At 49.1% G+C, this 25897-nt stretch carries 23 protein-coding genes; 15 read left to right on the top strand and 8 right to left on the bottom strand.

From position 1 onward, the window contains the following. Window positions 1-91: 91 nt before the first annotated feature. From G3255_RS15575 to G3255_RS15565, 4 genes are all read left to right on the top strand, one after another. Entirely contained in the window at window positions 92-754 is a 663-nt protein-coding gene (locus G3255_RS15575; RefSeq protein ID WP_211655307.1) for an HAD family hydrolase, read from the top strand. Between the two features lie 86 nt (window positions 755-840). Further along, complete coding sequence (locus G3255_RS20245) at window positions 841-975, top strand: hypothetical protein (RefSeq protein WP_257721097.1); 135 nt, start codon at window positions 841-843, stop codon at window positions 973-975. Window positions 976-1069: 94 nt separating this feature from the next. Further along, a complete protein-coding gene (abc-f, locus tag G3255_RS15570) occupies window positions 1070-2692 on the top strand; it encodes a ribosomal protection-like ABC-F family protein (protein WP_211655306.1) in 1623 nt (540 codons plus the stop codon). A gap of 184 nt (window positions 2693-2876) precedes the next feature. Then, window positions 2877-4091 (top strand): DUF418 domain-containing protein, encoded by a 1215-nt coding sequence (locus tag G3255_RS15565; RefSeq protein WP_211655305.1) that lies wholly within the window; start codon window positions 2877-2879, stop codon window positions 4089-4091. A gap of 39 nt (window positions 4092-4130) precedes the next feature. Here G3255_RS15565 and G3255_RS15560 read toward each other — a convergent pair whose 3' ends face one another. Continuing rightward, window positions 4131-4742, bottom strand: coding sequence for a hypothetical protein (locus G3255_RS15560; protein WP_211655304.1), 612 nt, complete (start codon window positions 4740-4742; stop codon window positions 4131-4133). Window positions 4743-4857: 115 nt separating this feature from the next. Between G3255_RS15560 and G3255_RS15555 the strand changes: the two genes are divergently transcribed. Beyond that, window positions 4858-5244, top strand: coding sequence for an RDD family protein (locus G3255_RS15555; protein ID WP_211655303.1), 387 nt, complete (start codon window positions 4858-4860; stop codon window positions 5242-5244). 37 nt (window positions 5245-5281) lie between these two features. Here the strand turns inward: G3255_RS15555 and G3255_RS15550 are convergent, their stop codons facing one another. Beyond that, window positions 5282-6562: an alpha/beta hydrolase gene (locus G3255_RS15550; RefSeq protein ID WP_211655302.1), complete on the bottom strand. Its 1281-nt coding sequence runs from the start codon at window positions 6560-6562 to the stop codon at window positions 5282-5284. Window positions 6563-6720: 158 nt separating this feature from the next. Between G3255_RS15550 and G3255_RS15545 the strand changes: the two genes are divergently transcribed. Then, window positions 6721-7779 carry an LLM class flavin-dependent oxidoreductase gene (locus G3255_RS15545; RefSeq protein ID WP_211655301.1) on the top strand — a complete coding sequence of 353 codons (1059 nt, stop codon included), beginning with the start codon at window positions 6721-6723 and terminating at the stop codon, window positions 7777-7779. Between the two features lie 48 nt (window positions 7780-7827). Here the strand turns inward: G3255_RS15545 and G3255_RS15540 are convergent, their stop codons facing one another. The 3 genes from G3255_RS15540 to G3255_RS15530 all read right to left on the bottom strand — a co-directional run bounded on the left by G3255_RS15540 (window position 7828) and on the right by G3255_RS15530 (window position 12063). Next, complete coding sequence (locus tag G3255_RS15540) at window positions 7828-11001, bottom strand: bifunctional diguanylate cyclase/phosphodiesterase (protein ID WP_211655300.1); 3174 nt, start codon at window positions 10999-11001, stop codon at window positions 7828-7830. 159 nt (window positions 11002-11160) lie between these two features. Continuing rightward, window positions 11161-11460, bottom strand: a complete 300-nt coding sequence (locus tag G3255_RS15535; protein ID WP_211655299.1) for a hypothetical protein — start codon at window positions 11458-11460, stop codon at window positions 11161-11163. A gap of 96 nt (window positions 11461-11556) precedes the next feature. After that, window positions 11557-12063, bottom strand: coding sequence for a DinB family protein (locus G3255_RS15530; RefSeq protein WP_211655298.1), 507 nt, complete (start codon window positions 12061-12063; stop codon window positions 11557-11559). 130 nt (window positions 12064-12193) lie between these two features. Between G3255_RS15530 and G3255_RS15525 the strand changes: the two genes are divergently transcribed. Then, window positions 12194-13555 carry a copper amine oxidase gene (locus G3255_RS15525; RefSeq protein WP_211655297.1) on the top strand — a complete coding sequence of 454 codons (1362 nt, stop codon included), beginning with the start codon at window positions 12194-12196 and terminating at the stop codon, window positions 13553-13555. 219 nt (window positions 13556-13774) lie between these two features. After that, the gene (locus G3255_RS15520; protein ID WP_211655296.1) at window positions 13775-14644 is read left to right on the top strand and encodes a DMT family transporter; all 870 of its coding nucleotides are present in this window, start codon (window positions 13775-13777) and stop codon (window positions 14642-14644) included. Window positions 14645-16208: 1564 nt separating this feature from the next. Here G3255_RS15520 and G3255_RS15515 read toward each other — a convergent pair. After that, window positions 16209-17195, bottom strand: coding sequence for a class F sortase (locus G3255_RS15515; protein ID WP_211655295.1), 987 nt, complete (start codon window positions 17193-17195; stop codon window positions 16209-16211). A 387-nt stretch (window positions 17196-17582) separates the two neighbouring features. Here G3255_RS15515 and G3255_RS15510 point away from each other — a divergent pair, with 387 nt between their 5' ends. The 5 genes from G3255_RS15510 (at window position 17583) to G3255_RS15490 (ending at window position 21733) form a co-directional block, all read left to right on the top strand. Continuing rightward, a complete protein-coding gene (locus G3255_RS15510; RefSeq protein ID WP_211655294.1) occupies window positions 17583-18161 on the top strand; it encodes an RNA polymerase sigma factor in 579 nt (192 codons plus the stop codon). After that, complete coding sequence (locus tag G3255_RS15505; protein WP_211655293.1) at window positions 18142-18891, top strand: anti-sigma factor; 750 nt, start codon at window positions 18142-18144, stop codon at window positions 18889-18891. The genes G3255_RS15510 and G3255_RS15505 overlap by 20 nt, the downstream gene beginning before the upstream one ends. 240 nt (window positions 18892-19131) lie before the next feature. Next, window positions 19132-20040, top strand: a complete 909-nt coding sequence (locus G3255_RS15500) for an SDR family NAD(P)-dependent oxidoreductase (RefSeq protein ID WP_211655292.1) — start codon at window positions 19132-19134, stop codon at window positions 20038-20040. Between the two features lie 17 nt (window positions 20041-20057). Then, window positions 20058-20945 carry an SDR family NAD(P)-dependent oxidoreductase gene (locus tag G3255_RS15495; protein WP_211655291.1) on the top strand — a complete coding sequence of 296 codons (888 nt, stop codon included), beginning with the start codon at window positions 20058-20060 and terminating at the stop codon, window positions 20943-20945. Between the two features lie 149 nt (window positions 20946-21094). Then, window positions 21095-21733, top strand: a complete 639-nt coding sequence (locus tag G3255_RS15490) for a Yip1 family protein (protein WP_211655290.1) — start codon at window positions 21095-21097, stop codon at window positions 21731-21733. 55 nt (window positions 21734-21788) lie between these two features. Here G3255_RS15490 and G3255_RS15485 read toward each other — a convergent pair whose 3' ends face one another. Then, on the bottom strand, window positions 21789-22619 hold the full coding sequence (locus G3255_RS15485) for a DUF2382 domain-containing protein (protein WP_211655289.1): 831 nt from the start codon (window positions 22617-22619) through the stop codon (window positions 21789-21791). A 299-nt stretch (window positions 22620-22918) separates the two neighbouring features. Here G3255_RS15485 and G3255_RS15480 point away from each other — a divergent pair, with 299 nt between their 5' ends. Next, entirely contained in the window at window positions 22919-23926 is a 1008-nt protein-coding gene (locus G3255_RS15480; RefSeq protein WP_211655288.1) for a cell wall-binding repeat-containing protein, read from the top strand. A 131-nt stretch (window positions 23927-24057) separates the two neighbouring features. Beyond that, window positions 24058-24894, top strand: a complete 837-nt coding sequence (locus tag G3255_RS15475) for an STAS domain-containing protein (protein ID WP_211655287.1) — start codon at window positions 24058-24060, stop codon at window positions 24892-24894. A gap of 42 nt (window positions 24895-24936) precedes the next feature. Here the strand turns inward: G3255_RS15475 and dapA are convergent, their stop codons facing one another. Next, window positions 24937-25827, bottom strand: a complete 891-nt coding sequence (dapA, locus tag G3255_RS15470; RefSeq protein ID WP_211655286.1) for a 4-hydroxy-tetrahydrodipicolinate synthase — start codon at window positions 25825-25827, stop codon at window positions 24937-24939. Window positions 25828-25897 lie beyond the last annotated feature (70 nt).

The raw sequence follows: 25897 nt of genomic DNA, 5'->3' as shown, positions 1-25897 counted from the left end.
CTTCTTCCTTTTTCTCCAGTATGCATAGAGTGTGCAACACAAGGATGTTCTTTTTCGTTATACAATTAACAACAGAAATGAGGGAGAACCAATGAAAACAGTCATTTTTGATATGGACGGCACCTTGTTCCAGACCGGCACGATTTTGGAGCCATCTTTGGAAGAAGCGTTCGCGGTTCTTCGCGAGCGGGGCGAGTGGCAAGGCACGGCGCCGATCGAAGCGTACCGAAAGATTATGGGGGTGCCGCTGCCCGCAGTATGGGAAGCGCTGTTGCCGGATAAGCCCGAAGAGACCAAGCGCGAGATGGATGCGTATTTTCTGGAGCGATTAATCGCAAATATCAGTGAAGGCAAAGGAGAACTTTACCCTAACGCTAGGGAAGTGTTCGCTGAACTAGCTGCGGAAGGCTACCGGATTTTCATTGCGAGCAACGGGCTGGTGCGTTATTTGGCGGCAATCGTCGAGCATTACGGCTTGGACGAATGGGTGACGGAAACGTTCAGCATCGAGCAAACCGTGACACTCGATAAAGGAGAACTCGTGCACATGATCAAAGAGAAATACGGTGTGACAGAAGGCGCGGTCGTCGGAGACCGTTTGTCCGATATCCGTGCGGCGAAAGCGAACGGTTTGTTTGCGGTCGGCTGCCGCTTTGATTTTGCGCAGGAACAGGAATTGAAAGAAGCAGACGCCGTGATTGATGGGTTACCCGAACTGAAAGCTCTGCTAGAGCAGGTACCAGCTAAGGGATAATCAGGGAAAATAGCAGATTTGGATATTCCCTTCCTTGAATCAATGTGGTAATATTAAGACAATTAAACGAAACGGAGGTGACAAGAATGGAGAAATGTGCTGCGGTGATGGGTGTGAAAATGGAGGAAGCTTTGTATTTCACACGTGTCATTACGTTTGATTTGACGCCGACGGGAGAAGTCTGCCCTTTTTTAGTCAATTTCAAAATCACGCGCAGCTGATATCTGACATTCTTTTCACCAGTAGAAAAGACTGCCCGATACGGGGCGGTCTTTTTTTGTACCGATTTTCAGCTGCGCCCTGGAGGCGTAAACTATGCAAATCACAGCACAACAACTAACAAAATCCATCGGCGGCAATGAAATCTTCGCCAATTTATCACTCGAAATCAATGAGAAAGAACGGATCGCAGTTGTCGGCCGCAACGGCTCGGGCAAAACGACTTTATTCCAGCTGCTGGCGGGACTGGAAGAGCCGGATGCCGGCACCATCATCCGGACGAAGAACACGCAAATCGGCTATCTGCACCAAATCCCGGACTATCCGGGATATAGCGTATATGAAGTCTTGAACGAAAGCTTCAGCGAATTGCACGGGATCGAGAGGCGGCTTGGCGAACTGGAAATCCAGCTGTCGGACGGGGCGGACGAACGGGTGCTGCGGCAATACGGCGAGCTGCAGGAGCAGTTTATGGAGGCTGGCGGATACGAAACGGAATCCAAGATCGCAGCCGTGGCGAACGGCCTTGGCGTCGCGCATCTGACGGGCCAGCGATTTGATTCGCTGAGCGGGGGCGAGAAGACGAAAGTGATGCTCGCGCAGCTCATTTTGCGCAAGCCGTCTGTCCTGCTGCTCGATGAACCGACGAACCATTTGGATCTGTCGGCGATTGAATGGCTCGAACATTACTTGGAATACTACAGCGGCACGGTCGTCGTCATTTCGCATGACCGGCAGTTCCTCAATAACGTCGTGCATAAAGTCTATGAAATCGAAGACGGCGAGATGTGGGAAAGCAAAGGCGATTACGATGCCTATTTGCGCAATAAGCAGGCGAAGATGGAGCAGCAATTTGCGGCGTATAAAGAACAGCAGAAGAAAATCCAGAAGATCAAGGAATCCATACGCCGCCTGCGCCAGTGGGCAAACGAAGCCTCGCCGCCGAATCCAGATTTGTTCCGCAAAGCAAAAATGATGGAGAAGATGCTCGAGCGCATGGAAAAAGTGAAGCGGCCGTCGGTAGAAAAGGCGATGAACTTAAAATTGCAAGCCAAGGACCGCAGCGGCAAGAGGGTATTCGAACTGCAGGACGTGTTCCATGGCTTCGGCGATGAGGTGCTGTTTGCCGATGTCGCGCTGTCCGTTTACTGGCAGGACCGCTTGGCGATTGTCGGAGACAACGGCACCGGAAAATCGACTTTACTGAAGATTTTATTGGGCGAGATCGAACCGGTCGGCGGGGAAGTGCGCCGCGGCAGCAATGTGAAAATCGGCTATCTCGCCCAGCAATTTGAGGCGTTCGACGGAGAGGCGCGTGTCATTGAAGCATTCCGTGACAAGTTGTCGATAACAGAAGGCGACGCCCGCCATTTGCTCGCGCAATTCCTGTTCTATGGCCACGACGTCTTCAAGCGCGTCAAGGATCTCAGCGGGGGCGAAAAAGTGCGTTTGCGTCTTGCGCAGCTGATGCAGGAAGACTGCAATGTGCTCATATTGGATGAGCCGACCAATCACCTCGACATCGAATCGCGTGAAGTGCTTGAGGAAACCTTGAAGGAGTTCAACGGCACGATCATCGCGATCAGCCACGACCGTTATTTCTTGCAGAAGCTGTTCACGAAAATCGCTTGGATTGAAGACCAAACCCTAACCTTGCATGAAGGTTCATATGAGTGGGCTGTGGACAAGCAAAAAGTGCGCATAGGTGCAATGCAATAACCAAAAATCGATATCTCAAAATTTTATAATCCAATAAAAACGTTCCCAGCTAAGCGCTTGGGAACGTTTGTTATCTTAATGGAACTAATAGCAGCTTTTTTAAATTTTGATTTAAATCTTCTTCCATTTTTTAAGATTTTGCTATAAATTGGAATAAAGTGCATTCAAATATGGGAGGGCTCGGATGAAATCAAGAATACGGGTAGCAGACGCTTTAAGAGGGTTTAGTTTATTGGGCATCATTTTGGCAAATCTTTTAATTTTTCAATATGGCGTGATTGGAAAGGGATATATTTCTTTTTATGAGTTAGATGCACCGAGTCTAGGTATTTATTATTTCATTAAAGTGTTTATTGAATACAGTGCGATGCCCATTTTCACTTTTTTATTTGGTTTTTCTTTAATTAAACTGCGGGATTCATTAATGAATAAAGGTAAGGGTATTAAAAGAAATATTTTAAGACGGGCATTGATGCTGATTGGTATCGGACTGCTTCATGCGACGTTTATCTGGGAAGGGGATATTCTTGTTTTTTATGGCTTGTCTTGTTTTCTATTGATTTTCTTTTTGGGGAGAACAAGGGAATTCTTGTTGAAAAGCTTTGTGGCCGTTTCAATTTTGACTATTTCAGCATCATTTTTCCCTATAGAAGAAAACCTTAGAGCAATCGCATTCGGTGGCGATATGACAGAAGGTGTCCGTAGTTACCTGGTGGAGGCAAAAGCGGTTTATGGCCAAGGTTCGTATAGTGAAATCAACGAGTTTGCTTCAGAGCTACCGGCTTTTTTTGATTTTCCGATTGGCCTGATGTTTGGGATGTATTTAATTGGCCAACTTTCTTTTTTGTTCATGTTTCTATTAGGGATGATCGTGGCGAAAAGCGATTGGTTCACCGATATCGAATCTTATTCAAGGAAATATCGTGTGGCGGTTTGGCTTATTCCTGCGGGGGTTGCATTAAAGATTCCTCATTTAATTGAAGGCCATCCCATAACGGACGGTTTGTTCACTACCGGAAGCTTTATTTTAGCAATCGGGTATGTGGCTTTCTTTGTGTTGATGTATCATAAATATCAGTCGTCTAGAATTATGGGGTTATTTGAAGCTGTGGGCAAACTATCTTTAACCAATTATTTGATGCAGTCGGTTCTTATGACTTCTATTTTTTATGGCTACGGATTAGGTTTGTTTGGCAACAGCCATTTATGGATTGGTTTTTTGCTTGCTATTGGTGTATACGCTTTACAAATGGCAGCGAGCAGCATGTATTTGAATTATTTCAATCAGGGACCGATTGAGTATCTGTTAAGAGTAGGAACTTATTTATCTCTAAAAGGAAAATCGAAAGAAGTGTTGCCGGTGCAATTTTCTTCAGACAAGGTACTGGAGAAACTATAATGTAACCGTAAAACGTTACACATAAAAAGGAAGAAACCATTAAACGGTTTCTTCCTTTTGCTTTTTCCGGTTCATTAGCAGCACCAATACAGGGCCGACCACCGGCAATAAAGCCAATTGTTTGAAGTTCGCCTCCGGCAAGAAGCGGTAGGTGGCGTAGACCGACAAGCCCCATAGCACGAGCCAGTCGATGGTCATGACCGATACCAAACTCGATGTTTGGAACGCTTCTGCGTAGGCTTCTATTGAAAAGCCGCGGAAGACGGTGAGGAAATTGATGATGCTGATGGCGGCGACAAAAATCAGCCACGCTTTCGAGCGCAGGATTCGGTGCAGCCAATTTGGCCCGCGGCGCTTTTTCTCTGGCGGCTTGTCGCCGAATGCGAAATACGGCAAGAGCGAGAACGCTCCGACCCCGAACGACACGAGTGCGAACGGCCACGCCGGCCAGCGGAAGCGGTCATTCGGCACGAGAAGCGTCAAAAAGACGAGCGGGAAGATGCCGAGCGAGTTGAAGACGGCGAGTATGAGCGGGTCTACCCCTTCCCAATCGCCCATCAGAAGCGGGCCAAACTCGATGCCGCCGGTACCCGAAGGCGCAAAAAAGACAGCGTATGCAATCATCAACAGCCAAATCACTAGAAATGCCATGCGTGTCACCTCGTTTTTCCATGGTTTTTCCTTATCATAACGTATACAGCCCTTGCTGTCTTTGCCGAGCCAAAACGCTATAATGAATGTATTCAGCAATAAGGGGGAATGGAACATGGATGCGTTGATGAAAAAACGCGGCAAGGCGCTCGCCATCGACTTGGCAATCTCGGGTGCGGTGAACGGAGTCGTGGAGCCGCTGCTGCGTAAAAAGGTCAAACAGGAATGGGTGCATGCACTCGTTACGCCGACCGTGGTGTTTTGGGGACTTGAATACGTTCAATTGAAGACGTGTGGACAGACTATCGGACAAAAGGTCGCTGGCATCAAGATCGAAAACGCAGACGGCGGCGAACTGACGGGAGAGCAGATCCTGAAACGTGTGGCACACCGCGATTCGGTCATGACCCTTCAATGGTTCAAACAACGCGGGCAGGACATGGACGCACAAATGCCGCATGACCGATACGCTCATACCTTGGTACGTGAACTTAACCAGTAAATCGAAAGACGGCATCCACTTGGGTGCCGTCTTTTTGTCAGTTTTTTAAAAACTCCGCAATCCTGTCCACCAGCCCGTCTGCAAGCGGCAATTCGGGGTCGGAGTAAGCCGCCATATTCGCTTGTTGGTCATCCGGTACGGATTTCAATACGTGGTTCATGCCGTCGACAATTAACAGTTCGGAACCGGGTTTCGCTTCGTGCAGCAGTTCCACATCCCGTGCCGGCACTTGCAAATCGCGTGTGCCGCCGACAAATAATGCCTGCGCGTCGAGTTTTTCGACTTGTTCGATCGGGTCATACGCCATCCATGACTGCAGATACGGCTGAACGGACGGGCGGAAGATTTGCTGCAGTTCTGGGCTTACGTCGTCCACCGTGTTGCCTTGTGCGAGTTGTTCGAGAATCGCATCGGCTTCCTCCTGTTGTGCGGCAGGCAAAGTACTGAGCTGTTCTCTTAACAGTTCATCGGCTGTGCGCCCGACGCCGGTCAGCGACACATAGGAATCGACGCCTTGTTGATTAGCTGCGACGAGACCGACGAGCGCGCCTTCGCTATGGCCGATAACCGCAACATCCGAAAAGCGCTCATCTTCTTTGGCAAAGCGGATCCAGGCAGCGGCATCTTCCACATAATCATCAAAGCGCAGCTCGGACTCATTTTTCGCGAGTGTGGCATTGTCGCCGACACCGCGCTTGTCGTAGCGGATCACGGCGATGCCCTCGGCTTTCAATTCTTCAGCGAGCATTTTCAAGCTATTGTTTTTGCCGGTGAGCGTCAGCGAGTTGCCGTCTTTATCGGTCGGCCCGGAACCGGCAATGAGGATCGCTACAGGGTGGGGGCCGTCCGTTTTCGGAATTTCTTCGAGCGCTTGCATCATGCCGCCCTCGACTTCCGTTTCGATGATTTTCTCGGGGTCGGCGGCTTGTTCTTTTTCGCCGCGCTCGAGTTCAAACGGAAAGTTTTGGTTTTGCTGCGTCATCTGGCCGGTGATTTTTTCTGCGTTCAGTTCGCCTTCGAACACTAACCGTTCGCCTTGTATGGTGACGTCAAAAGCCAGTTCCGGATCATTAAACTTAACTGTCGACAAAGGATAATTTTCGATGCCTTGCAGCGGAATGCTCAAGGTGCCTTCGTTTCCAGCGAATTCGATGGAAAACGGGATCGGCTGTCCCGGAACTTCAATCGCTCCTTGCCAAAACCCATCGATTTTCGAAGCCGTTTCGCTTTCGGCTGTGTCTTCGTCGTTATCGCCGGAACATCCGGCAGCGAGCAGGATTCCCGCAAGTATCAATGCAGCAGCTGTCCATTTTTTCATCTGCAGTCCTCCTAATGCTGTAACTTTCTTCTATAACTAGTTCAGCAGACGAGCGTTCTTCTCCTTCCTTTTTCAGCCGAATGGATGATTTCCACACCGTCGTGCGTACCGTTATACTGAAAAGGATTGGGAAAACGCAAGGCGAAAGGACGGAGAACATGGAACAATACCGCATCAATCCGAACAACGGCCTCGAGTTCGGCATCTATACACTCGGCGATCATTTGCCGGACCCGCATACAGGAAAACGGCAATCGGAAGGGGAGAGGATTCGCGAACTTATCCGCTTCGCGCAGCTTGCTGAACAGGCAGGCGTCGACTTTTTCAGCGTCGGCGAAAGCCATCAGGAATATTTCGCCACGCAAGCGCATTCGGTCGTCCTATCGGCAATCGCGCAGGCAACTGAAAAAATCAAAGTCTCAAGCTCTTCAACAATCATCTCTACCTCAGATCCGGTGCGCGTCTTCGAGGATTTCGCGACGATCGATTTGATCTCAGAAGGACGTGCGGAAATCATTGCCGGGCGGGCGTCCCGTGTCGGGCTATTCGATTTGCTTGGCTATGACATCCGCTATTACGAGGAATTGTACGAAGAGAAATTCAAGCTCTTGCTTGAAATTAATGAACAGGAAACCGTCAATTGGAACGGCCGCTTCCGCGCATCATTAAAAGATGCACAGATTTTACCTCGCCCGGAAAACGGCAGGCTGCCGATTTGGCGTGCGGTCGGCGGGCATCCATCAAGCGCCGTCAAAGCGGGGCATGCCGGTGTACCGATGATGCTCGCGACGCTCGGCGGCCCTGCGGAAACTTTCAAGATGACCATCGATGCTTACCGCAATGCCGCAACAGAAGCTGGTCACGACGCTTCTCAATTGCCGGTTGCGACGGCTGGATTCTTCAACGCCGCCGAAACGACTCAACAAGCGCTTGCGGAATATTATCCACATGTGGATAAAGGAATGGTCAAAACCAATGGCCGCGGTTATCCACAGGAAGCGTTCCAGCACGGCGCGACGAAAGAAAGCGTCATGAACATCGGCAGCCCCCAGCAGATCATCGAAAAGATTTTGTATCAGCACGAACTCTATGGCCATCAGCGCTATATCGCCCAAATGGATTTCGGCGGTGTGCCGATGGAGCGCCTCGAGCGCAATCTCGAACTCTTGTCGACAGAGATTTTGCCGGCAGTGCGCAAATACACGCGTAAAGATTAACCGGACACAAAAAAGGCGCGCAGCCGTTTAAGCTGCGCGCCTTTTTTATTATTCTAAGAGTTTTGCTGGGGTGCTTGCCGTAATATAATCGGACTCGCTGAGGAAGTCATCGAGACTGCCCGGCGGCAGCGGCCGGCTGAATAGATAGCCTTGTCCGAGTATGCCGAAAGGTCTCAACAGCTCTGCCTGTTCTTCAAGCTCGATGCCTTCGATGACGATGCAGGCATCGAGGTTTTTCCCCACCTCGATGATGGCGGCGAGGATGAACAAGTTGCGCCGGTTGATGAGCACTTCATCGATTAAGGATTTATCGATTTTCAAGGTATCGATTTCGACATTTTTGACAACGTTCAGCGACGAATAGCCAGCGCCGAAATCATCGATGGCGATGCGCAAACCGAGCGCTTTCAGCTCGCAGATAATGCGTGAAGATTGTTCGATGTCGAGCATGACGCTTTCCGTAATTTCGATTTCAAAGCGCCGGGGGTCGACTTGTTCGTGTTCGAAGATGGCTTGCACTTTTTCGCTGAAGTCCGGGTCCTTGAATTGGCGCGCCGAGACATTGACCGAAATTTTCTCCGCCGCATGGCCAAGTGCGCAAAACTCTTTGCTGTCCCGGCAAGCTTGGCGGAGCGCCCATTCCCCGATCGGCACAATCAAACCGGTTTCTTCTGCGATCGGGATGAATTCAGATGGCGGTACATTGCCGAACGGCGATTGCCAGCGCAGCAGCGCTTCGTAGCCGATGACTTCGCCGCTCGCCAAATTGATTTGCGGCTGGTAGTGGAGCGCGAATTGCTGCTCATCGATTGCTTTTTTCAGCGCTTGTTCCATCTGGCTTTTGCGTGTCATTTGACTGTCGAGTTCGTGCGTAAATACCTGTACATTATTCTTTCCGTTTTCCTTTGCTGAATACATCGCGAAATCGGCTTCCTTAATCAGTTCTTCTCCGTCACTTTCTGAACCTTTCTGGAAAGCGATGCCGATGCTTAAAGTCACCGAAAATTCCTGTCCGAGCAGTTGAACCGGCTCACGCATTACGCGAAGAATCGTTTGGGCAAGCGCATGGGCTTGAGGCTCGGTCGTATTTTCCGAGACGATAATGAATTCATCGCCGCCAAAACGTGAGATGGCGTCCTTGGGACCAAGACAGGAGTGGATGCGGTTGGCGACAATTTTCAAGAATTGGTCACCGCCGAAATGCCCAAGCAGGTCATTAACGTTTTTAAAGTCATCGAAATCCACTAAAAGCACGGCGATTTTCTGGTTCTGCGCTTGAGTTCGTGCCAAAACCTCGCGGATATTTTGATAAAACCAATGGCGATTCGGAAGCCCTGTCAGCTGATCGGTGAAAGCGAGGCGGTTGATTTCCTGTTCGGTCGCCTTTTTTTCCGTAATGTCACGGACGATGGCAAAGACGCCATCGATTTCGCCGTTCCTGTGTTTTGGCACGGCATTGATATCCACCTCGATGATTTCCCCGTCTTTCCGTTTGATGCGCTGTTCGAAATTGACAGCTTCCCCTGAAAGAGCCAAGAGGAAAAAGCCTTGCACACGCTCAAGATTTTCTGCAATGAGCGGAGCGAATGTAAGTCCGATCAGTTCATCACGCGTATAATCGCTCAATTCCTCTGTCATCGAATTGGCGTGGACGAAGTGTCCGGAGTTATCCAATTCAAAAACGGCGTCCAAATTATAGTCGAACAACGAGCGGTATTTCTCTTCGCTCTCCGCTAAGAGGGCGAGGGCTCTTTTTTCGGCTGAAATATCTTTGGCAATGCCGTAAACCCCGGTGACAGTCCCGTCCGTCACGATTGGCATGTGGGTGACGCGCAAGGAAATACGATGGCCGGATTTGTGGATGCCGAGTGTTTCATAATGTTGCGTGATGCCTTCAAGCGCAAGCAGGAACTTTACTCTCGTGGCATCCAGTTGGCATTCTTCAATCAATTCACGCAATGGCACTGAGGTGAGTTCGTCGCTGCTATAGCCGAGCAGGCGCTCAAAAGAGACATTCGTATCAACAAGTTTTCCAGCAGGATCCAAGGAAAAGATGCCATCCGAATTGTTTTGAAACAGCGATTCGTAGCGTTGGCGATTGTATTCAAGTTCGCGTGCAACTTTCTTTTGTTCTGTAATATCACGAATCAATAGCTGCACGGCTGCTTCACCTTCGAACTCTATCCCCATGCCGGTCACTTCGACTTCATGTGTTGTGCCTTTCGGCGTAACCCATACTTGTTCTGCGGGCGGAGTGCTGAGCCCCTGATTCATGGAGGCAATGCGTGACTTCGCTATTTCACGGTATTGGGGGTGGACATAATCGAGTACGGCAGTGCCGATCAATTTATCTGCATCGGTTTCATCAAACATTTGCAAGCAGGCATTGTTGACATACAATAGCTTTCCGCCGCTGTGAATGGCAATTGCTTCTGTAGACATTTCCGCAAGTTTGCGGAAACGCCGTTCGCTTTCGCGGATCTTGCTCAAATAAAGTTGTTCGTTGATTAATTGTTTACGGTCAAGGAACGCCAAATAACCGGCAATGGCCAGCAATAATAGAATCAGTGCTGATATAACAAAAGCCAAGCCCATATCGTTAAAGGAAGCTGTTCCTGTCGGTAAAGTAGAATAGCTGACCGCCTGCATCCCGATATAATGGACAGCGGAAATCGTCAGCCCAAGAATAATAGCGCTTTGGAATTTTCTTCCTGGCGAGTCCGGCCGTTTGCGGTTGCGGGAGAAAATCCGCAAAGCGGCAAAAGAAAAAACGAATGCCACGGCGATGGATAATAAAAATGGCATGAGATTAAATTGTGGGTCCCCTGGTACTTGGGCGGCGGCATCGCCGATATAATGCATGAACAAAACGCCGAACCCAATGGCAAATCCGCTAAAGTACAAATGGCTCTTCGGCGGATGGGAGGTCTGCAATACATAAAAAGCCGGAAAAGCGGCACCGATCGCCCCAAGGAGTGAAATACTCAATAAAATGGGGTCGTATTGGACCGGCGCTGCAGAATGATAGGTAAGGATTCCGATAAAATGCATAGAAAAAATACCCGTGCCAAACACCAGCGAGCTGCCGCCGACCCACCATAGCGGATGTTTGCGGCTTCGATCGGCGATGCGGCCAATCAATAGGAGGGCGATATAGGAAGCGGCGGTGGCCGTCAAGACGGAAAAAGCCATGAAAACCAGGCGCGCAAATTCGAGAGGCATGTGAAACAGTCCTTTCGTAATCATATTGTGAGGACTATTATACCCCATTTAAGCGGTACAAAAGTACAGAGAAAATACCCATAAAAGTTATATTTAAAAGAAATTTATGGCAATCGTTAAAAGAAAATAAAAAGCTGTTATGAGTTGCAGGCAGTGGGCTTAGCTATCACGCCGCTTTCGCATATAGTCGAGTGCATTTGTGATTTCTTTGACGACTTCCATTTTCGTTCCGGTGCCTTGGATGCGCCGGCACCAGATAAAAGCAGTAACCGGCGTGACGGGAAGGTGGTCGATGACGAGAATGTCATAAGGCGGGCCTTGTGTTCCTTGAGTTGGGACGAAGTAAGCTGAGTACAGCGTAGTTTCGACGATTCGGCGACGAACGGGGAATTTTTCACCGAGTGTATTCGGATCGAGTTCTTGAATGCGAGATAGATCAGGGTGTTCTAATGTAGACATTTAAATGCACCTGGCTTTCTTTGAATTTTCGACTAGGTCTTTGTCCATACCCAAAACCAAAAAAATGTATGCTAACTACTGGTAAATTCTGTAGCTTTATTCAAACAGTTGAACGTTTGGCTGCTTGCCGAGGCCATGGACGATCATGGAATGCAATTGCCCGCGATGATGGGCGAGGTGGACCAGCGTTTCGAGCAGCCATTCGAAACGGCTGTAACTGACACCCCAATACGCGATGTGGATTTTCTGGAGCTGGCTTTCATCTAATGGAAGGTAAGCGGTTTTGAGCCATTCGAAGCCATGCGCCAATTCAATAAGGGCTTGTTCTTTCGAATGTGGCGTTTTGCCACTATAGAATGCACGCATTTCGGATTCGCCGGCTCCACCTGCAATGCGCAAGTCTGCTTCGCAGATAAGCGCGAGATGGCCGATGAGTTCGCCGACCGAAAATTTTCCTGCAGTCGGCCGCACCTCCCAGTCGCTTTCTTCTATAGAAGAGATCAATTCGCCCGACGAGTTAACGAGCAGTTCCAATTGATGAAATACTTGTGCGCAATAAGGCTGCATAAGTGTCGCTCCTGTCCATTCATTTTCATCTAGCATAGCATTGATGTCTTCCGTGAAATAAATGGATTCTGGCAATTTAAAAAGTTTTTTTAAAAAAAGTGATCTAAACTGATCTCCCTTCCGTTGAGCTAGTAGAACAATAAAAACAACTGAGGAGTGATGGATGATGAAAATGAACAAATTAATGGTGGCACTACCACTAAGCTTATCCCTACTAGTACCGACAGCAGCACTTGCAGACAGCCACGGAGGCGGACACGGTGAATCGACTCAGCAGATGGAGGCGCCGACAGCAACGAAAGCAGCGGAACTTCGCATCGCACTCGATACAGTATTAACTGAGCACGCTTTCCTTGCAGTTGAAGCGATGCGTAAAGGCGTGGATGGAGCAGAAGATTTCGACCAGGCGTCCGGCGCATTACTGGCAAACGCTGAAGATTTGAAAGCGGCAGTCGCTTCGGTCTACGGTGAAGAAGGCGGAGAGCAATTCGATGCTATCTGGCAGTCACATATCGGCTATTTCGTTGATTATGTAACAGCAACTGCAGAAGGCAATGAAGAAGGCAAAGAGCAAGCCCTCGCTGAACTTGAAGAATACAAAGTAGAGCAAGCGAAATTCTTCGATACTGCTACAGAAGGACGTTTGTCTGAAAAAGCAGTCGTAGAAGGCCTTGATGTACACGTAGACCAATTGATCGGTGCATTTGATGCATATGTAGAAGGTGACTTCGAAACAGCTTATGAGTGGGAGCGCGAATCCATCCACCACATGAGCATGTTTGCAGAAACATTGTCGATCGCTATCACGGACCAGTTCCCTGAGAAGTTCGATAACACAAACCCTGATACACCAGCAGTAGACCTGCGTGCAGGATTGAATATGACGTTTACAGAACACGCTGGACTTGCGGCAATGGCGATGCAAGACGGTGCTGATGGAGCGGAAAGCTTCGACCAGGCAGCGGCAGCCCTTTTGGCGAACGCAGATGACCTTTCTGCAGCAGTCGGTTCTGTTTACGGCGAAGAAGCTGGAGCGCAGTTTGAAGAAACATGGAAATCCCATATCGGCTATTTCGTTGACTATGTAACAGCAACAGGTGAAGGCAACGAAGAAGGGCAAGAACAAGCACGAGCTGAATTGGATCAATACATTGTGGACCAAGCAGCATTCTTGGATTCAGCTACAGAAGGCCGCGTACCGGCTGATGCACTTGAAGCAGGCTTGACAGAGCATGTTGAGCAATTGCTGACAGCATTCGACAGCTACGTAGCTGGAGATTATGAAACAGCTTACGCTTCAATTCGTGAAGCTTACGCACACATGACAATGCCAGCTGCTGGATTGTCTGCAGCGATCACTGACCAATTCCCTGAAGAATTCGGCGAAGGAGCAATGCCGTCTGAAATGCCTTCAACAGGAATGGGCGGAATGAGCGCTAACTCAACAGCTCCTTACCTATGGGTATTGGCTGGACTATTGCTCGCAGCGTTAATCACGACAGTCGCTGTCCGCACAAGAAAACAATAATATAGCGAAAATTGTTGAAAACCGGAGAGGCTAATGCCTCCCCGGTTTTTTCTATGGAAAAAGCTAGAAAGTCAGGATGGGACGTGTTGACAAGGAAATTTTGAAATTAATTAACTGGAAAAAGTTTAGGGGAAACATGCGCTGGCAATGGTAGGGGAAATGGGCAGTGCATGGCGGAACATGTATCGGCCGACAATACTGTGAATAGGTGGGGCTGTTATGAAATATGCAGGAATCACGATGATCATTTTGGCGGCAGTTTGTTGGGGGATTACAGGAGGCTTGGCGGATATCCTATTGAGTAAAGGCTGGGATCCGTTGGTCATTTCCTTTTACCGTGGCTCCATTGGCCTGGTTTGTTTTGCGGGCTGGTTTTTGTTAAGCAAGACTGAAAAAAGGGATTTTTCCCTTCGCTTAATCTTATGGTCGATTGTAGCGGGCATTGGGGTAGCGGGAAACTTTACGTTTTATTTTCTGAGTATCGAGTCGACCAGCGTTCCGATCGCTGCGACCTTGATGTATACTGCCCCCTTGTTTGTTCTGCTTATTTCTTTTTTGTTTCGCTTGGAACGATCGACGTGGTTTAAATGGGGCTGCATTTTCAGTGTTCTTGCCGGCATCGTGCTATTGACCAAAGCCTATGATACTGGATCTTCCGCTGTCAATTTCATTGGCGTCGCCACCGGCTTAGGCGCAGGGCTGTCCTATGCGTTATTCATTTTCGGATTCAAAAATGCTTCTGAAAAAGGCAAGCCGCAAATGGTGTTAACACTGGCTTTTATTGCTTTCTGTGCCGTTTTGGCATGGTTTGTCGATTTCCAGGAAGCAGCTTCAGTGTTCAGTTCTAGCGATGTGGGGTGGTTTATTGCGATCGGGATTGTTGGCGCAGGCCTGTCTTTTGCGCTTTATACAATCGGTATCGAACGGACCGCGCCTTCTACTGCTTCCATCATTGCGATGGTGGAGCCGGTGACCGCTTCGTTATTTGGCTTGATTTTGCTCGGCGACGAGTTGGCCATTGTCCAAATAATCGGCATGGTTATTATTCTTTTGACGGTTACGACGCTGAGCTTTAAGAAAGGGAGTTGATCCTTCTTCGCTTGGGGTGAGCTGAAGGTTGTGGGGACGGTGAGTTTCTATTGCCTGAAGCTGGAATCTGAGAATCGCTTTCCGGGACGAGTGTGGAGCAGGTAGTGAGAGTTTGCATGTGAACCTGTTTTGGCATTCGAGTTGGGTTTCATGTTGGTAGTCGCCGCCTTGCTTGGGGTTGGCCTCCTGCAATAAGCCAGGAAGAGCACCTGTCTTATTGCATCGGCTCACCCTGGGCGCATGGCGGCTGGGAGATTTCGTTGATTCGTGTGCGTTTAATCAGATCTGCTTCTATATGCAATTGCCGGCTAGTGGGGAAATCGCTTCCTGAGCAGTAAAGGAATAGAGTTAGTGAGAGTTTACATGTGAAGCTGTTTCAGCATTCGATTTGGGTTTCATGTTGTTAGTCGCCGCCTTGCTTGGGGTTGGCCTTTAGCAGCAAGCCAAGAAGAACACTTGTCTTACTGCGTCGGCTCACCTTGGGCGCATGGCAGCTTGGAGATTTCGTTGTGTGCAGTTTGTTCAAATGGATCTGCTTCTATATGCAGTTGCCGGCTAGTGGGGGAATCGCTTCCTGAGCAGTAAAGGAATTGAGTTAGTGAGAGTTTACGTGTGAAGCTGTTTCGGGATTCGATTTGGGTTTCATGTTGGTAGTCGCCGCCCCGCTTTGGGTTGTCCTTTAGCCATAAGCCAAGAAGAACACTTGTCTTACTGCGTCGGCTCACCCTGGGCGCATGGCGGCTGGGAGATTTCGTTGATTCGTGTGCGTTTAATCAGATCTGCTTCTATATGCAATTGCCGGCTAGTGGGGAAATCGCTTCCTGGACTAGTCGTGTTTAAGGATAGCTAGGGTTTGCAAGTGGCATTGTTTCGCTGTTCTGTTGAAGCTTCAGGTTAGTAGTCGCCGCCGGGCTTTGGGTTGGCCTCTTGCCATAAGCCAGGAAGAGCGCCTGTCTTACGGCATCGGCTCACCCCTTTACGCTCGGCGGCTAGAAGATTTCATTGGACGTTTACTGTTTAAATTGTTCTGCTTCTTTATTTAGTTGCCGGCTAGTGGGGGAATCGCTTCCTGAGATGTGGCAACTGACGAATTGGTGCTTGAACCGAATAGCTTGTTTGAAGATTAGGCCAAAAAATCTCATTCTCTTTGCTACAAAAGACATGAGGTGCAAAGTATGACGCATTTCCACATTTTTAATTGAGTGTACATGAAAAATTCTTTTACTTCTAAAACTAGAGACGGAGTGGAAGGGGCCGACGCCTGAGGGACCGCGCGGGCTGGCGAGACAAATGTGCCGCGTTCTTTGGCACATTGGCTCAACACCCGCCCCTCGGCAAGCGTGCCCCTGAAACGCAGTCGAAAAGCGAGAGCTTTTCCCATCTCTTCTTTTTCATATAAATGTTTCCATCTCTTCAGCTGCATGATTCGCATCCTGCGAACCCCAAGCGTGCCCCTGAAACGCAGTCGAAAAGCGGAAGCTTTTCAGCTCACTTCTTTTCACTTCATACTTCCTGTCTTACATTAAAAAAATCCCTTGCCCGGCAACGCCGGACAGGGGATTCGCTATTCTTCAGGTATATAAGCTTTCTTGGATTCTTTTAAGTCGACGTTCACGGATACCACATAATAACGCTTGGATTCGTCCGCTTCGAGCGGGATGCTTTTGCGTTCGAATAATGATACGGTAGCAATTTGATTGGATTCGCCGCTCTCGAGGTCTTCCTCGTAGACGCGGTAGCCGATGACGGCATCATCGCGCACGGCATGCCATGACAAGGCAGTGGCAGTAAGTTTCAGGTTGTCAGGAGCACCGGGTGCCTGCTGTTTCATCGCAGAATCGGAGATGAGTTCAGCTGATACAACGAGGCGTTCTTCGTGCGAGCCGATGTCGCGGTTAAAATCACCGGTACAGGTAATCAGGTTGACCATGCGCTGGTCCGAGCGGCCGAAAATTTCTTCAACTGGCGCTTCGTCCGTGATGTAGCTCGAGGTGCCGCGGACTTCGAACACCATTTCGCGCCCGTCTGCATCTGTCAGTGTGAATTGATCGCCTTTTTCCAGTTGATCTAATTCATAGAAGACAGCGGGACCGGTAAGGCTGTCGACATGTCCTGCCAGTACAGCGTTTCCTTCTGCCCCGGCTTTAAAACCAGGTTCGAACCAGCCAACTTGATTGACGTCTTCCGGCACGCCCATTTCGCCGTTGTCCAACACGCCGGTTTCTTCAATCGCTGCATCGATGCCGATGGAAGGAATCGAAATGCGCACCGGCTTCATGCCTTGAAGATTGTCCATCCGCTCTTGGCGCAGTTCCGATAATTTTTCCTGCTGTTCCGGACGGACCGGGAATTCAGCGATCTTGTCTTTGTATTGTGTGTCTAGCCGTTCGCTCGGTGTTTTCTGTTCTGCTGGTTTAGCTGCCGTTTGGACGGTGTCTTGCTGTTTGCTTTCGGGTTTTGCGGGATTATTATTTCCATTCAGTGGATCTAAAATGAAAAATAAGGTGATACAAAGCGCTGTGGCCAATCCCATGATTAAATATTGTCTCATCTGCACATCCACCTTTCGTTGTCCGACGATTGATTGCTTCATTATTAAGGAGTCATTTCAGGCAGCTGCACAATCGAAAGCTCGTGAGCTTTTGTAAAGCGCTTAGCTGCATCACTTCCATTAGTATAACGCTTATAAAGATATAACGCAGAATCCGGCAATTTGGATCACTTCAATATATAGAATGTTTTCAAAAATTCGCGATCGCTGCATGTAAGCCTTTTGTGTAATCACTAGGTTCGATAATTGGAATAAAATTAAAGGGAAAGTGAACTAATTGGACCTCTTCTGCGTTGAATAGATAACAAGCAAACAAAGTCAATTAAGCGAAATGCCGCGGAATATAGTAAGCTAAGAATACGAAATCTGTAACAAAGGGGACACGGCATGGAAAAAATTTCAGACGCATTGCTTTATGAGCGCGTCAGGGGCAAGGATAAGGACGCGCTCGAAGAATTGTATGACCGCTATGAAAAGATGCTATTTTCCTATCTATGCAAAATGACGGGAGACCGTGATTTGGCAGAGGAAGCGCTGCAGGAAGTATTCGTTAAAGTGTGGCGCGGGGTTGGCAGCTATGACGAAGGAAAAGGAAAGTTTGTTGCCTGGCTGGTGACGATGTCGCGCAACGCGGCAGTGGATTTGATTCGCAAACAGAAAAAACCATCCGTTCCGTTGGATGAAATTGCGGAAGTGGAAAGCACCGACTCTTCGGTTGAAGAAACGGCCGAATGGCAAGAGAAGAGCGAACAGATCCATCAAGCCGTCCGGCATTTATCGGAGGAACAGCAGAAAATGGTACATCTATTTTATTTCAAAGGCTATACGCATGAAACCATCGCAGAAAAATGCGGTATTCCGCTCGGAACCGTAAAGAGCAGGATCCGCTTAGCATTAAAGAAATTGAAGACATCCTTGCAAATGGTGCAGGAAGGGGGAGTTCTGGATGACAAACGTGAATTGTGACCAATTGATCGATTATTTGAATGGCACGTTGAATGAAGAAGAGCAAAAACAGTTTGAAGCACATTTAGCGGAGTGTCCGGAATGTCGTGACATTGTGGATGCGACAGGAGAACTCCCTTACCTTGCAGATCCGGTAGCACCGGATGCCGGCATGAAGGCGCGGATTTTAGACGCGGTCTTTGATGAGGGAGAGCAGCAAGCGCCTTTGGCAGACGAGCCGAAAAAGCGTGATAGACCGACGCCTCCTGCCACTATGGCAAAGCGGGGATTCAGAACATCAAAGTGGACACCGCTCGTCGCGGCGGCGCTGCTCGTCTCGCTGCTTGGAAACGCCTACGCGTTTTACGAGCTAAGCGATCAGCCAGACGCACCAACGACACCTGAAGTCGCTTTTGAAACAGTGGATTTGCAGGCAAGCGAAACATTTGAGGGAACAGGAACAGCTGCATTGGTCCATGAAGAAGGGGCATTGAACCTCCTAGTTCAGGCAAACCAGCTGGAACCGACGAGCGGAGACCAAGTCTATCAAGTATGGCTGTTGAAAGATGGCCAGCCGATTCCAACCGGTGCATTCACGCCGAGTCAGGAAAACGAAGGCGCGGTATTCTTCAGTCTCGATGAAAATACCGAAGGCTGGGATACCATCGCCGTCACATTGGAACCCAACCGTGGAAATACGGCGCCACAGGGCGAAATCGTTCTGAGCGCAGCGATTGATCCGGAAGCGTAAAAGCGTTTCCGCTTGAATGTAGAATATTTATTAAGAGCGGCACTTATCCGGTGCCGCTCTTTTTGTGTGGCAAGAACCTGTGCCGCTCTTTGTTTTGACTTCGGAGTTTGGATGAAGGTGGAAAAAAAACAGAGCTTTGGAATTGTTTTTTGCCGGTGCTGTATTAAATTGTTTTTTGGATGTTTAAAAGGGGTATAAATCTACAAAATTCTGCGCTTTTTTAAGAAGGAGGCGAGCACTGTGGGGGCAAAGCATTCAAATCAAGGCAAAGTCGTCGTCATTACAGGAGCATCAAGCGGAATCGGCCGTGGCCTGGCGGAACGGTTGGCGCACGAACAAGTGAAATTGGTCATTGCTGCCCGCCGGACACGGCTGATTGAGGAGCTCGCGAATTCGCTCGGTCCATTAGTTATCCCGGTAACAGCCGATGTTAGCCGTGTGAAGGATGTTGAGAGCCTGCACCGGGCCGCGATGCATAATTTCGGGCGTATCGATGTGTGGATCAATAACGCAGGAATCGGCGTGTACGGGCCGTTTATCGATACGCCGCTGCGCGATTTGAACCGGACGGTGGAAGTGAACATGCTCGGCACGATTTATGGCAGCCATTTCGCGCTGCGCCGCTTCAAAGAGCAGAAGCACGGCATTCTGATCAATGTCTCGTCATTCGCCAGCAAGGTTCCGATGCCTTATGGAGCGGCCTATACCGGCAGTAAATTCGGTGTCAGCGGATTATCTAACGGGTTGTACGAAGAGCTCCGGCTGGAAGACTACCCGGATGTCCATATCTGCTCGATCGACCCGTGGGTCACTGACACGCCGTGGACAGAACACGCAGCCAATTATTCGGGTCATGAAATCCTGGTCGGGCCGCCGGACGATCCAGCCAAAGTGATCGATGCCATTCTCGGTTTGATCGATGAACCGAGAAAAAACCAGGAAGTTGGCGGCAAGGGGAAAGCGGCGGCCATTTTCGGCCAGTTCTTGCCGGCAGTGGCGAAGGGGCTCGGCGGACAGGAACTCAAAGAGATGATTGAATCAGCACCGGCTGCGGAATTAACTTCCGGCAGCTTGCATGAGCCAGTTGAAGATGGGCGTGCAGTATCAGGAGATTTACGCGAACGTTTTGAACAACAAGAAGAACAGTGAAGAAAGGGGGAGGCGGCATGGCACAGGAAAAATCACGGCGCGGCAAAACGATCGTCATCACCGGCGCCTCCAGCGGACTTGGCAAAGAAGTGGCACGGCAATTGGCAAGGGAAGGCGCAAATTTGGTCTTAGCGGCAAGGAGCACCGGCTTAATCGAAGCGCTTGCAAGTGAACTCGGTCCGAACGCCATTGCGGTCACGATGGATGTCAGCCGTGAAGCGGACGTCGCTTGGCTATTCGAGGAAGCACTGACCAGTTTCGGGAAAATCGATGTGTGGATCAATAACGCTGGCGTCGGTGTGATCGGCCCGTTCACGGATATCCCACTTGAAGACCTTGCGCGCATGGTGGAAGTGAATGTCAAAGGCACAGTCAACGGCAGCCATTTTGCGCTGCGCCATTTCAAGGAAATCGGCAGCGGCACCTTGATCAATATCGGGTCGGTAGCGAGCGATGTCGCATTTCCTTATTTCACTGGCTATAGCGCAAGCAAACATGCAGTGCTTGGGTTCAGTTCGGCGCTCAATGAAGAAATGAAACTGGAAGGGTATCACGACATCCACGTGTGTTCCGTGCTCCCGTGGGCGACCGACACGCCGTGGTTCGAACACACTGGAAACTACTCGGGCCTTGTGGTCGACATGAAACCGATGGACGATCCGATGCAGGCGGTCAAGGTCATCATCGATTTGATCGATGAACCGAAAGAAGTCGTTGAAGTCGGACGGAAGATGAAAACCGTTCGTTTATTGACGCGGATTGCGCCGAAGATGTTGGAGAAGCGTTCGGCAAGATTTATCAAGCTGAATTTAGAGAAAACACCGCTTGAAGCACCGCATAGCGGAATACTTCATGAGCCGGAAGAGGAAATAAAAGAACGTGATGACGAAAATCCGAAAGCTTAAGCCGCAGTTGCTTAGGCTTTTTTTATTGGCATTAGCTAGCTATCCTCCTTCCAGTCATTTACAAGTGTAGGAGAATGTGATTAGATGGAAATAAAAGGGGGAATAGTTTATGAAGTATACAGAAAAAGGAAAACAAGGTGGGTTGTGGTATGAATGAACCAACTGCGTATACTGAATTGAATCCGTTTACGGCCATATGGACGCGCCCCCGCGAGACGGTGCGCTATGTGATTGAAGAAAAGCCGACGAGCTTTATTGTAATACTTCTTATTTTGACTGGTTTCACAGGTGGGCTTTCCGGTGCGTCGAGCGAGGAGCAAATATTTCCAGCAGTGGCAGTAATCTTCGGGTCTTTATTGCTTGGGCCACTTGCTGTAACCGCAGGGATCGGGATCGTCTCGGGCATCTATATTTTGCTCGGAAAACTATTCGGCGGTGTCGGAACGTATTCTGAAATGTTCCGTGCAGTCGTCACTTCGAGTATTCCACAAATTTGGCTATTGCCGATGTGGCTGATTTGGCTGCTCACATCGCCTTCGACATTCTATACGGAAATCGAACCTAGTGTAGCGGAACCGGATACTGGACTTGGCATGGTAATTGGCCTGGTGCTGCTGGCTGTCACAGTTGTCATCGGCATCTGGACCTTCGTAATCCAGTGTAAAGGCGTGGGAGAAGCACAGCGATTTTCAGCGTGGAAAGGATTTTTCGTAATAGTGATTCCATCCGTGCTGTTCACAGTTGTCATCATTACCTTTTTAGCGATGTTCCTGTTTGCCGCATTTTAAACATTAATAATAACTAAACAAAAGAGCCGTCGCGCAGAAGCGACAGCTCTTTTGTTTACGGTTTTTCGTAGCGCTGGACGTTGTTCTCATCAATATCAACTGTCTCACGCTGCACTGTTTCGCTGATATGCTTTGTTTCCTGTACTTTGCGTTTATGGACGATGATTTCCTCGCTGACGTATTTTACTTTGCGCACTTCCAGGCGTTCTTCAATGACGGGAATGTGCCAAAGGCCGTCTTTTTCGTATGTCTCGGCGGAGCGGCCGTTCGCTTCATATTCGGACAACTCTTGATTGATTGGACGGCGTTCGACTTCGACTTCTTCCCGTTCGTACGGAACATCAAGTGTCTGTCGTTCTTCGACCGTGTTCTTATGGATGTCGACGCTTCCGGATTCGACCCATTTCTTATCGACCGCCAGGCGTTCTTCGTGAAGTTTCATCTGTTGTTCGTCACTCAAATCGGGCGTTTCGGTTTTTTTATGATTTTCCTCTGCATAACCATCTCCAGATAAGCTGGCTGCGGCGGCATCGAAGTTCTGGTAATTCATGCCGTATTCACTGTCGACGTAAAGTATGATCTTGCCGCTTTGGATTTGGTTGTAATATTCGTCCGCTTCAGAATCCGAGAGGCCCATCTGCTTGAGCGCATCTTTTGTCGGGTCTTCCCCGGAAATGAACGATTTGAACTTGTCCATGAAATCGCCCTCATCCGTATTCAAATGGACATCCGTCTGCCCTTGTACCATTTGCAGTTGCTGGCCGTTCAAAGCGACGACGTAAATATCCTCTTCTTTATATCCCTGTGTTTTTAATTCGCCGATTTCATGGATTACTTCCGCCTGCACATCGAATGTGCCGATTAATTTATGGCCATGTTTTTGCATAATAGCATCCTCCTGTAAGGTCAATGTTTTGCCGTGTTTGCGTTATGGCTTATGTACCCGGAAAGCGAGAGGTCATAAACCTAAAGCATTGTTTCCGGCGTGCTGAGAAGTACATGGGAGCAATGGGCCAAAACTTAAAGAAGAATATAGGGAGTTGCAAAAATATTATTTAAATCTGAATGGTGAAAAAGTATTTATGCCTAATAAAAAATATTTTTGTAAACCTATTGTAATGTTCGTAAAATATCATATAATTGGAAAAGAAATGAATACATTACAGAATGGGGAAACGATTAATAATGAGTTACAGCAAAGTTTTGACGACTGCAGCATTGACTGCAGCTTTGGCTCTTGGAGCAGTTTTACCGACTGGCGCTGCTTCTGCAGCAACATTGACAGAAGGCAATTCAGATCGCATTTCCGGCAGCGACCGCTACCAGACAAGCTTGGAAGTTTCTTTGTATGGTTGGGAAGATGACAGTGTTGAGACAGTTGTAGTAGCCACTGGCGCTGATTTTCCGGATGCGTTAGCTGCAGCACCGCTAGCAGGTTTCCACTATTCTCCTCTGCTTTTGACGAAAAGAGACTCACTGCCTGCAGGATTCGCGGCTGAATTGAAGCGTTTGGGCGCAGAAAACGTTGTCTTGGTTGGCGGTACAGGCGCTATCTCTGAAAATGTTAAAAAACAAATCGCAGACCTTGGGGTAAAAGTTGAGCGTATCAGCGGAAAAACCCGTTATGAAACGGCTGTTAACATTGCTGAAGAAGTAGGCATGGGCGACACTCTATATGTAGCAACAGGCGCAAACTTTGCTGACTCATTATCGGTTTCCCCAGCAGCAGCACTTTCTGCTGATCCAATTATCCTTGTCCCAGCAAATGGCACTGTCCCGACAGTTGTTGCAGATTATATTGAAGCAAACCAGCCGGAATTGCCGATCATTGTTGGTGGCGAAGGTGCAGTCAAGCCGACAGTTGAAGAATTGTTCATGGAAGAACCGATTCGTCTCGCAGGTGCAACCCGCTATGAGACAAACAAGGAATTTAACGAATTTGCACTGGAAAATGGGTTGTTGCTAGATGAAAGCGAGATCTTCATCGCAACTGGCGCCAATTATCCGGATGCGTTGTCAGGAAGTTCTTTGGCCGCTTCGTACTTTGGACCATTAGTTCTAACGGCAAAAACGCCATCTGAAGCGTCTAAACAGCAAATCAAGAATTTCGAAACGCCAGATTCCTTCTACACAATCTTTGGTGGCGAAGGAGCCGTTTCTTCTGCAACTCTGAAACAGCTTTTCGCAAACTAATGCCTGAAAATGCCTGCCACTCGGCGGGCATTTTTTCTGATTAAAAGCAAAAGGCTATTTCTTGTATAGAAGATTAGGTATAATGAATCCGTTGCAAGAAATGAACAATGCAGCAATTGACGGAGGTACCAATGGAAAAAGAAATGGTGTTATTCGGTAAACGAGTGGAAGAAGAAAAATATATGATTGCGGAATTGATTCAGGAAGAACGGCATGCGGCTGTGGCAAAAGAAGTTCTGGAAAGTAACCGGGAGTTGTCAGAGGTGGTATTGAAGGAACGGGCGCGTTTCATCGAGCTGCTCGGAAAATCGATGCAGAACAGCTGCCGCCAGGAAGAAATCATGGCGGATATGGCACGGTGGGGAACCGCCACCGGGAACTTTTTTCTGGAGCAGGGCATGACCTTGGATGTGGCGCTTGCTGAAACGGCATTGTACCGGAAGCACATTGCGACTTTGATCAAAAGCGAAGGCCGACGCTTGGCTATTTCCCCGGGAATAACGTATGACGCGGCAGAATTATTGCATGCGCTTCTGGATCATGCAACGTATTCCTATACACATGCGTATACGACTTCCTATCAACGCAATTTGGCGACAGCACGCCAGGAGTTTCTGGAATTGTCGGCGCCTGTCGTTCCAATCAGTGATTCGGTTGCTATCTTGCCGCTTGTCGGCAGCATCGAAATCGACCGGGCGCATTATATTTTGGAGCGCACGCTCTTATCGGCAAGTGAATTGAAAATCAGCACCTTGATCATTGATTTGTCTGGAGTAATCCGTGTTGATACGATGGTGGCCGAACAAGTCATCAAAATCATCCAATCGCTCGGGCTGATCGGCGTCGAAGCGGTGTTGACGGGAATCCGGCCGGAAACGGCGCAATCCTTGACCACACTCGGCGTGGATGTGCGGACCTTGAATATTGGCGGCAGCTTGAAGCGGGCCATGGAACACGTCTATAACTGAAAAAAACTTCGCGGACCCTGAAACGGATCTGCGAAGTTTTTTTTAATTGGTGACCGCGTCCTGTTTAGCGGACGGCAGGAATTGCTGCAAAGTGACGGTTTCTTCTTCTGTTAGCGCGAGCATCGGCAAGCGCACGCCGCCGACCGGGACACCCGATAGGTTCAATGCGGCTTTGACCGGGCTCGGGCTCGGTGCTGCAAACAAGGCCTTCATCGTTGGCAGCAATTTTCGGTGAAGCGCCGCAGCTCCCGCTGTATCGCCCGTGCGGAACAATTTGACCATCTCCTGCATGTCATTGCCGATAATATGCGATGCGACCGAGACGATGCCCGTTCCGCCGATAGAAAGCATCGGCAAAGTCAAACTGTCATCGCCGCTGTAGACGGCAAAGTCACTGCTTGTGCGTTCGATGATTTCAGAAGCGGCGTCCAAATCTCCGCTTGCTTCTTTCACGCAGGTAATATTGTCGATAAGCGATAAGCGGACGATCGTATCGACCGATAGATTGACGACACTGCGGCCCGGGATGTTATAGAGCATGACCGGAAGCGCCGTCGCGTTTGCGATCGCTTCAAAATGACGGTACATGCCTTCTTGTGAGGGTTTGTTATAGTAAGGAGTGACGAGCATGATGCCGTCGACGCCTGCTTGCTCTGCTTGCTGGGTCAAGGCGACCGATGCGCGCGTGTTGTTCGAGCCGGTGCCTGCGATGATTTTCGCGCGCCCGTCTGCCACGGTGACGACATGGACGAACAGCGCCACTTTTTCATCTGTCGACAAAGTCGGCGATTCACCGGTCGTCCCGGCGACAACGATGCCGTCCGAACCGTTATTGATTAGATATTCCACGAGATTTGTTGTTGCCTGAAAATCGATTTCACCGTCTGAGTCGAATGGCGTTGCCATCGCAGTGATCACTTGACCGAATTTCATAGAGAACACACCCTTTTCTAAGTTTTTTTCAAAAGTTAGAGGTGGGGGCCGGTCCGGAGTAAACAAAAAG

It is taken from the genome of Planococcus sp. MSAK28401 (genome assembly GCF_018283455.1).
GTDB classification, from domain to species: Bacteria; Bacillota; Bacilli; order Bacillales_A; family Planococcaceae; genus Planococcus; species Planococcus alpniumensis.
The sequence above is the reverse complement of the archived record's forward strand: the minus strand, read 5'-3'. Positions and strand labels throughout refer to the sequence as shown.

Excerpts from the sequence above, each read along its gene's own strand:
- G3255_RS15565 (WP_211655305.1), top strand. The coding sequence starts at position 2,877 with ATGAAATCAAGAATACGGGTAGCAGACGCTTTAAGAGGGTTTAGTTTA.
- G3255_RS20245 (WP_257721097.1), top strand. The coding sequence starts at position 841 with ATGGAGAAATGTGCTGCGGTGATGGGTGTGAAAATGGAGGAAGCTTTG.
- G3255_RS15550 (WP_211655302.1), bottom strand. The coding sequence starts at position 6,562 with ATGAAAAAATGGACAGCTGCTGCATTGATACTTGCGGGAATCCTGCTC.
- G3255_RS15510 (WP_211655294.1), top strand. The coding sequence starts at position 17,583 with ATGGAAAAAATTTCAGACGCATTGCTTTATGAGCGCGTCAGGGGCAAG.
- G3255_RS15515 (WP_211655295.1), bottom strand. The coding sequence starts at position 17,195 with ATGAGACAATATTTAATCATGGGATTGGCCACAGCGCTTTGTATCACC.
- G3255_RS15495 (WP_211655291.1), top strand. The coding sequence starts at position 20,058 with ATGGCACAGGAAAAATCACGGCGCGGCAAAACGATCGTCATCACCGGC.
- G3255_RS15505 (WP_211655293.1), top strand. The coding sequence starts at position 18,142 with ATGACAAACGTGAATTGTGACCAATTGATCGATTATTTGAATGGCACG.
- abc-f (WP_211655306.1), top strand. The coding sequence starts at position 1,070 with ATGCAAATCACAGCACAACAACTAACAAAATCCATCGGCGGCAATGAA.
- G3255_RS15480 (WP_211655288.1), top strand. The coding sequence starts at position 22,919 with ATGAGTTACAGCAAAGTTTTGACGACTGCAGCATTGACTGCAGCTTTG.
- G3255_RS15555 (WP_211655303.1), top strand. The coding sequence starts at position 4,858 with ATGGATGCGTTGATGAAAAAACGCGGCAAGGCGCTCGCCATCGACTTG.
- G3255_RS15475 (WP_211655287.1), top strand. The coding sequence starts at position 24,058 with ATGGAAAAAGAAATGGTGTTATTCGGTAAACGAGTGGAAGAAGAAAAA.
- G3255_RS15490 (WP_211655290.1), top strand. The coding sequence starts at position 21,095 with ATGAATGAACCAACTGCGTATACTGAATTGAATCCGTTTACGGCCATA.
- G3255_RS15525 (WP_211655297.1), top strand. The coding sequence starts at position 12,194 with ATGAAAATGAACAAATTAATGGTGGCACTACCACTAAGCTTATCCCTA.
- G3255_RS15485 (WP_211655289.1), bottom strand. The coding sequence starts at position 22,619 with ATGCAAAAACATGGCCATAAATTAATCGGCACATTCGATGTGCAGGCG.
- G3255_RS15575 (WP_211655307.1), top strand. The coding sequence starts at position 92 with ATGAAAACAGTCATTTTTGATATGGACGGCACCTTGTTCCAGACCGGC.
- G3255_RS15530 (WP_211655298.1), bottom strand. The coding sequence starts at position 12,063 with ATGCTAGATGAAAATGAATGGACAGGAGCGACACTTATGCAGCCTTAT.
- G3255_RS15560 (WP_211655304.1), bottom strand. The coding sequence starts at position 4,742 with ATGGCATTTCTAGTGATTTGGCTGTTGATGATTGCATACGCTGTCTTT.
- dapA (WP_211655286.1), bottom strand. The coding sequence starts at position 25,827 with ATGAAATTCGGTCAAGTGATCACTGCGATGGCAACGCCATTCGACTCA.
- G3255_RS15535 (WP_211655299.1), bottom strand. The coding sequence starts at position 11,460 with ATGTCTACATTAGAACACCCTGATCTATCTCGCATTCAAGAACTCGAT.
- G3255_RS15545 (WP_211655301.1), top strand. The coding sequence starts at position 6,721 with ATGGAACAATACCGCATCAATCCGAACAACGGCCTCGAGTTCGGCATC.
- G3255_RS15520 (WP_211655296.1), top strand. The coding sequence starts at position 13,775 with ATGAAATATGCAGGAATCACGATGATCATTTTGGCGGCAGTTTGTTGG.
- G3255_RS15540 (WP_211655300.1), bottom strand. The coding sequence starts at position 11,001 with ATGCCTCTCGAATTTGCGCGCCTGGTTTTCATGGCTTTTTCCGTCTTG.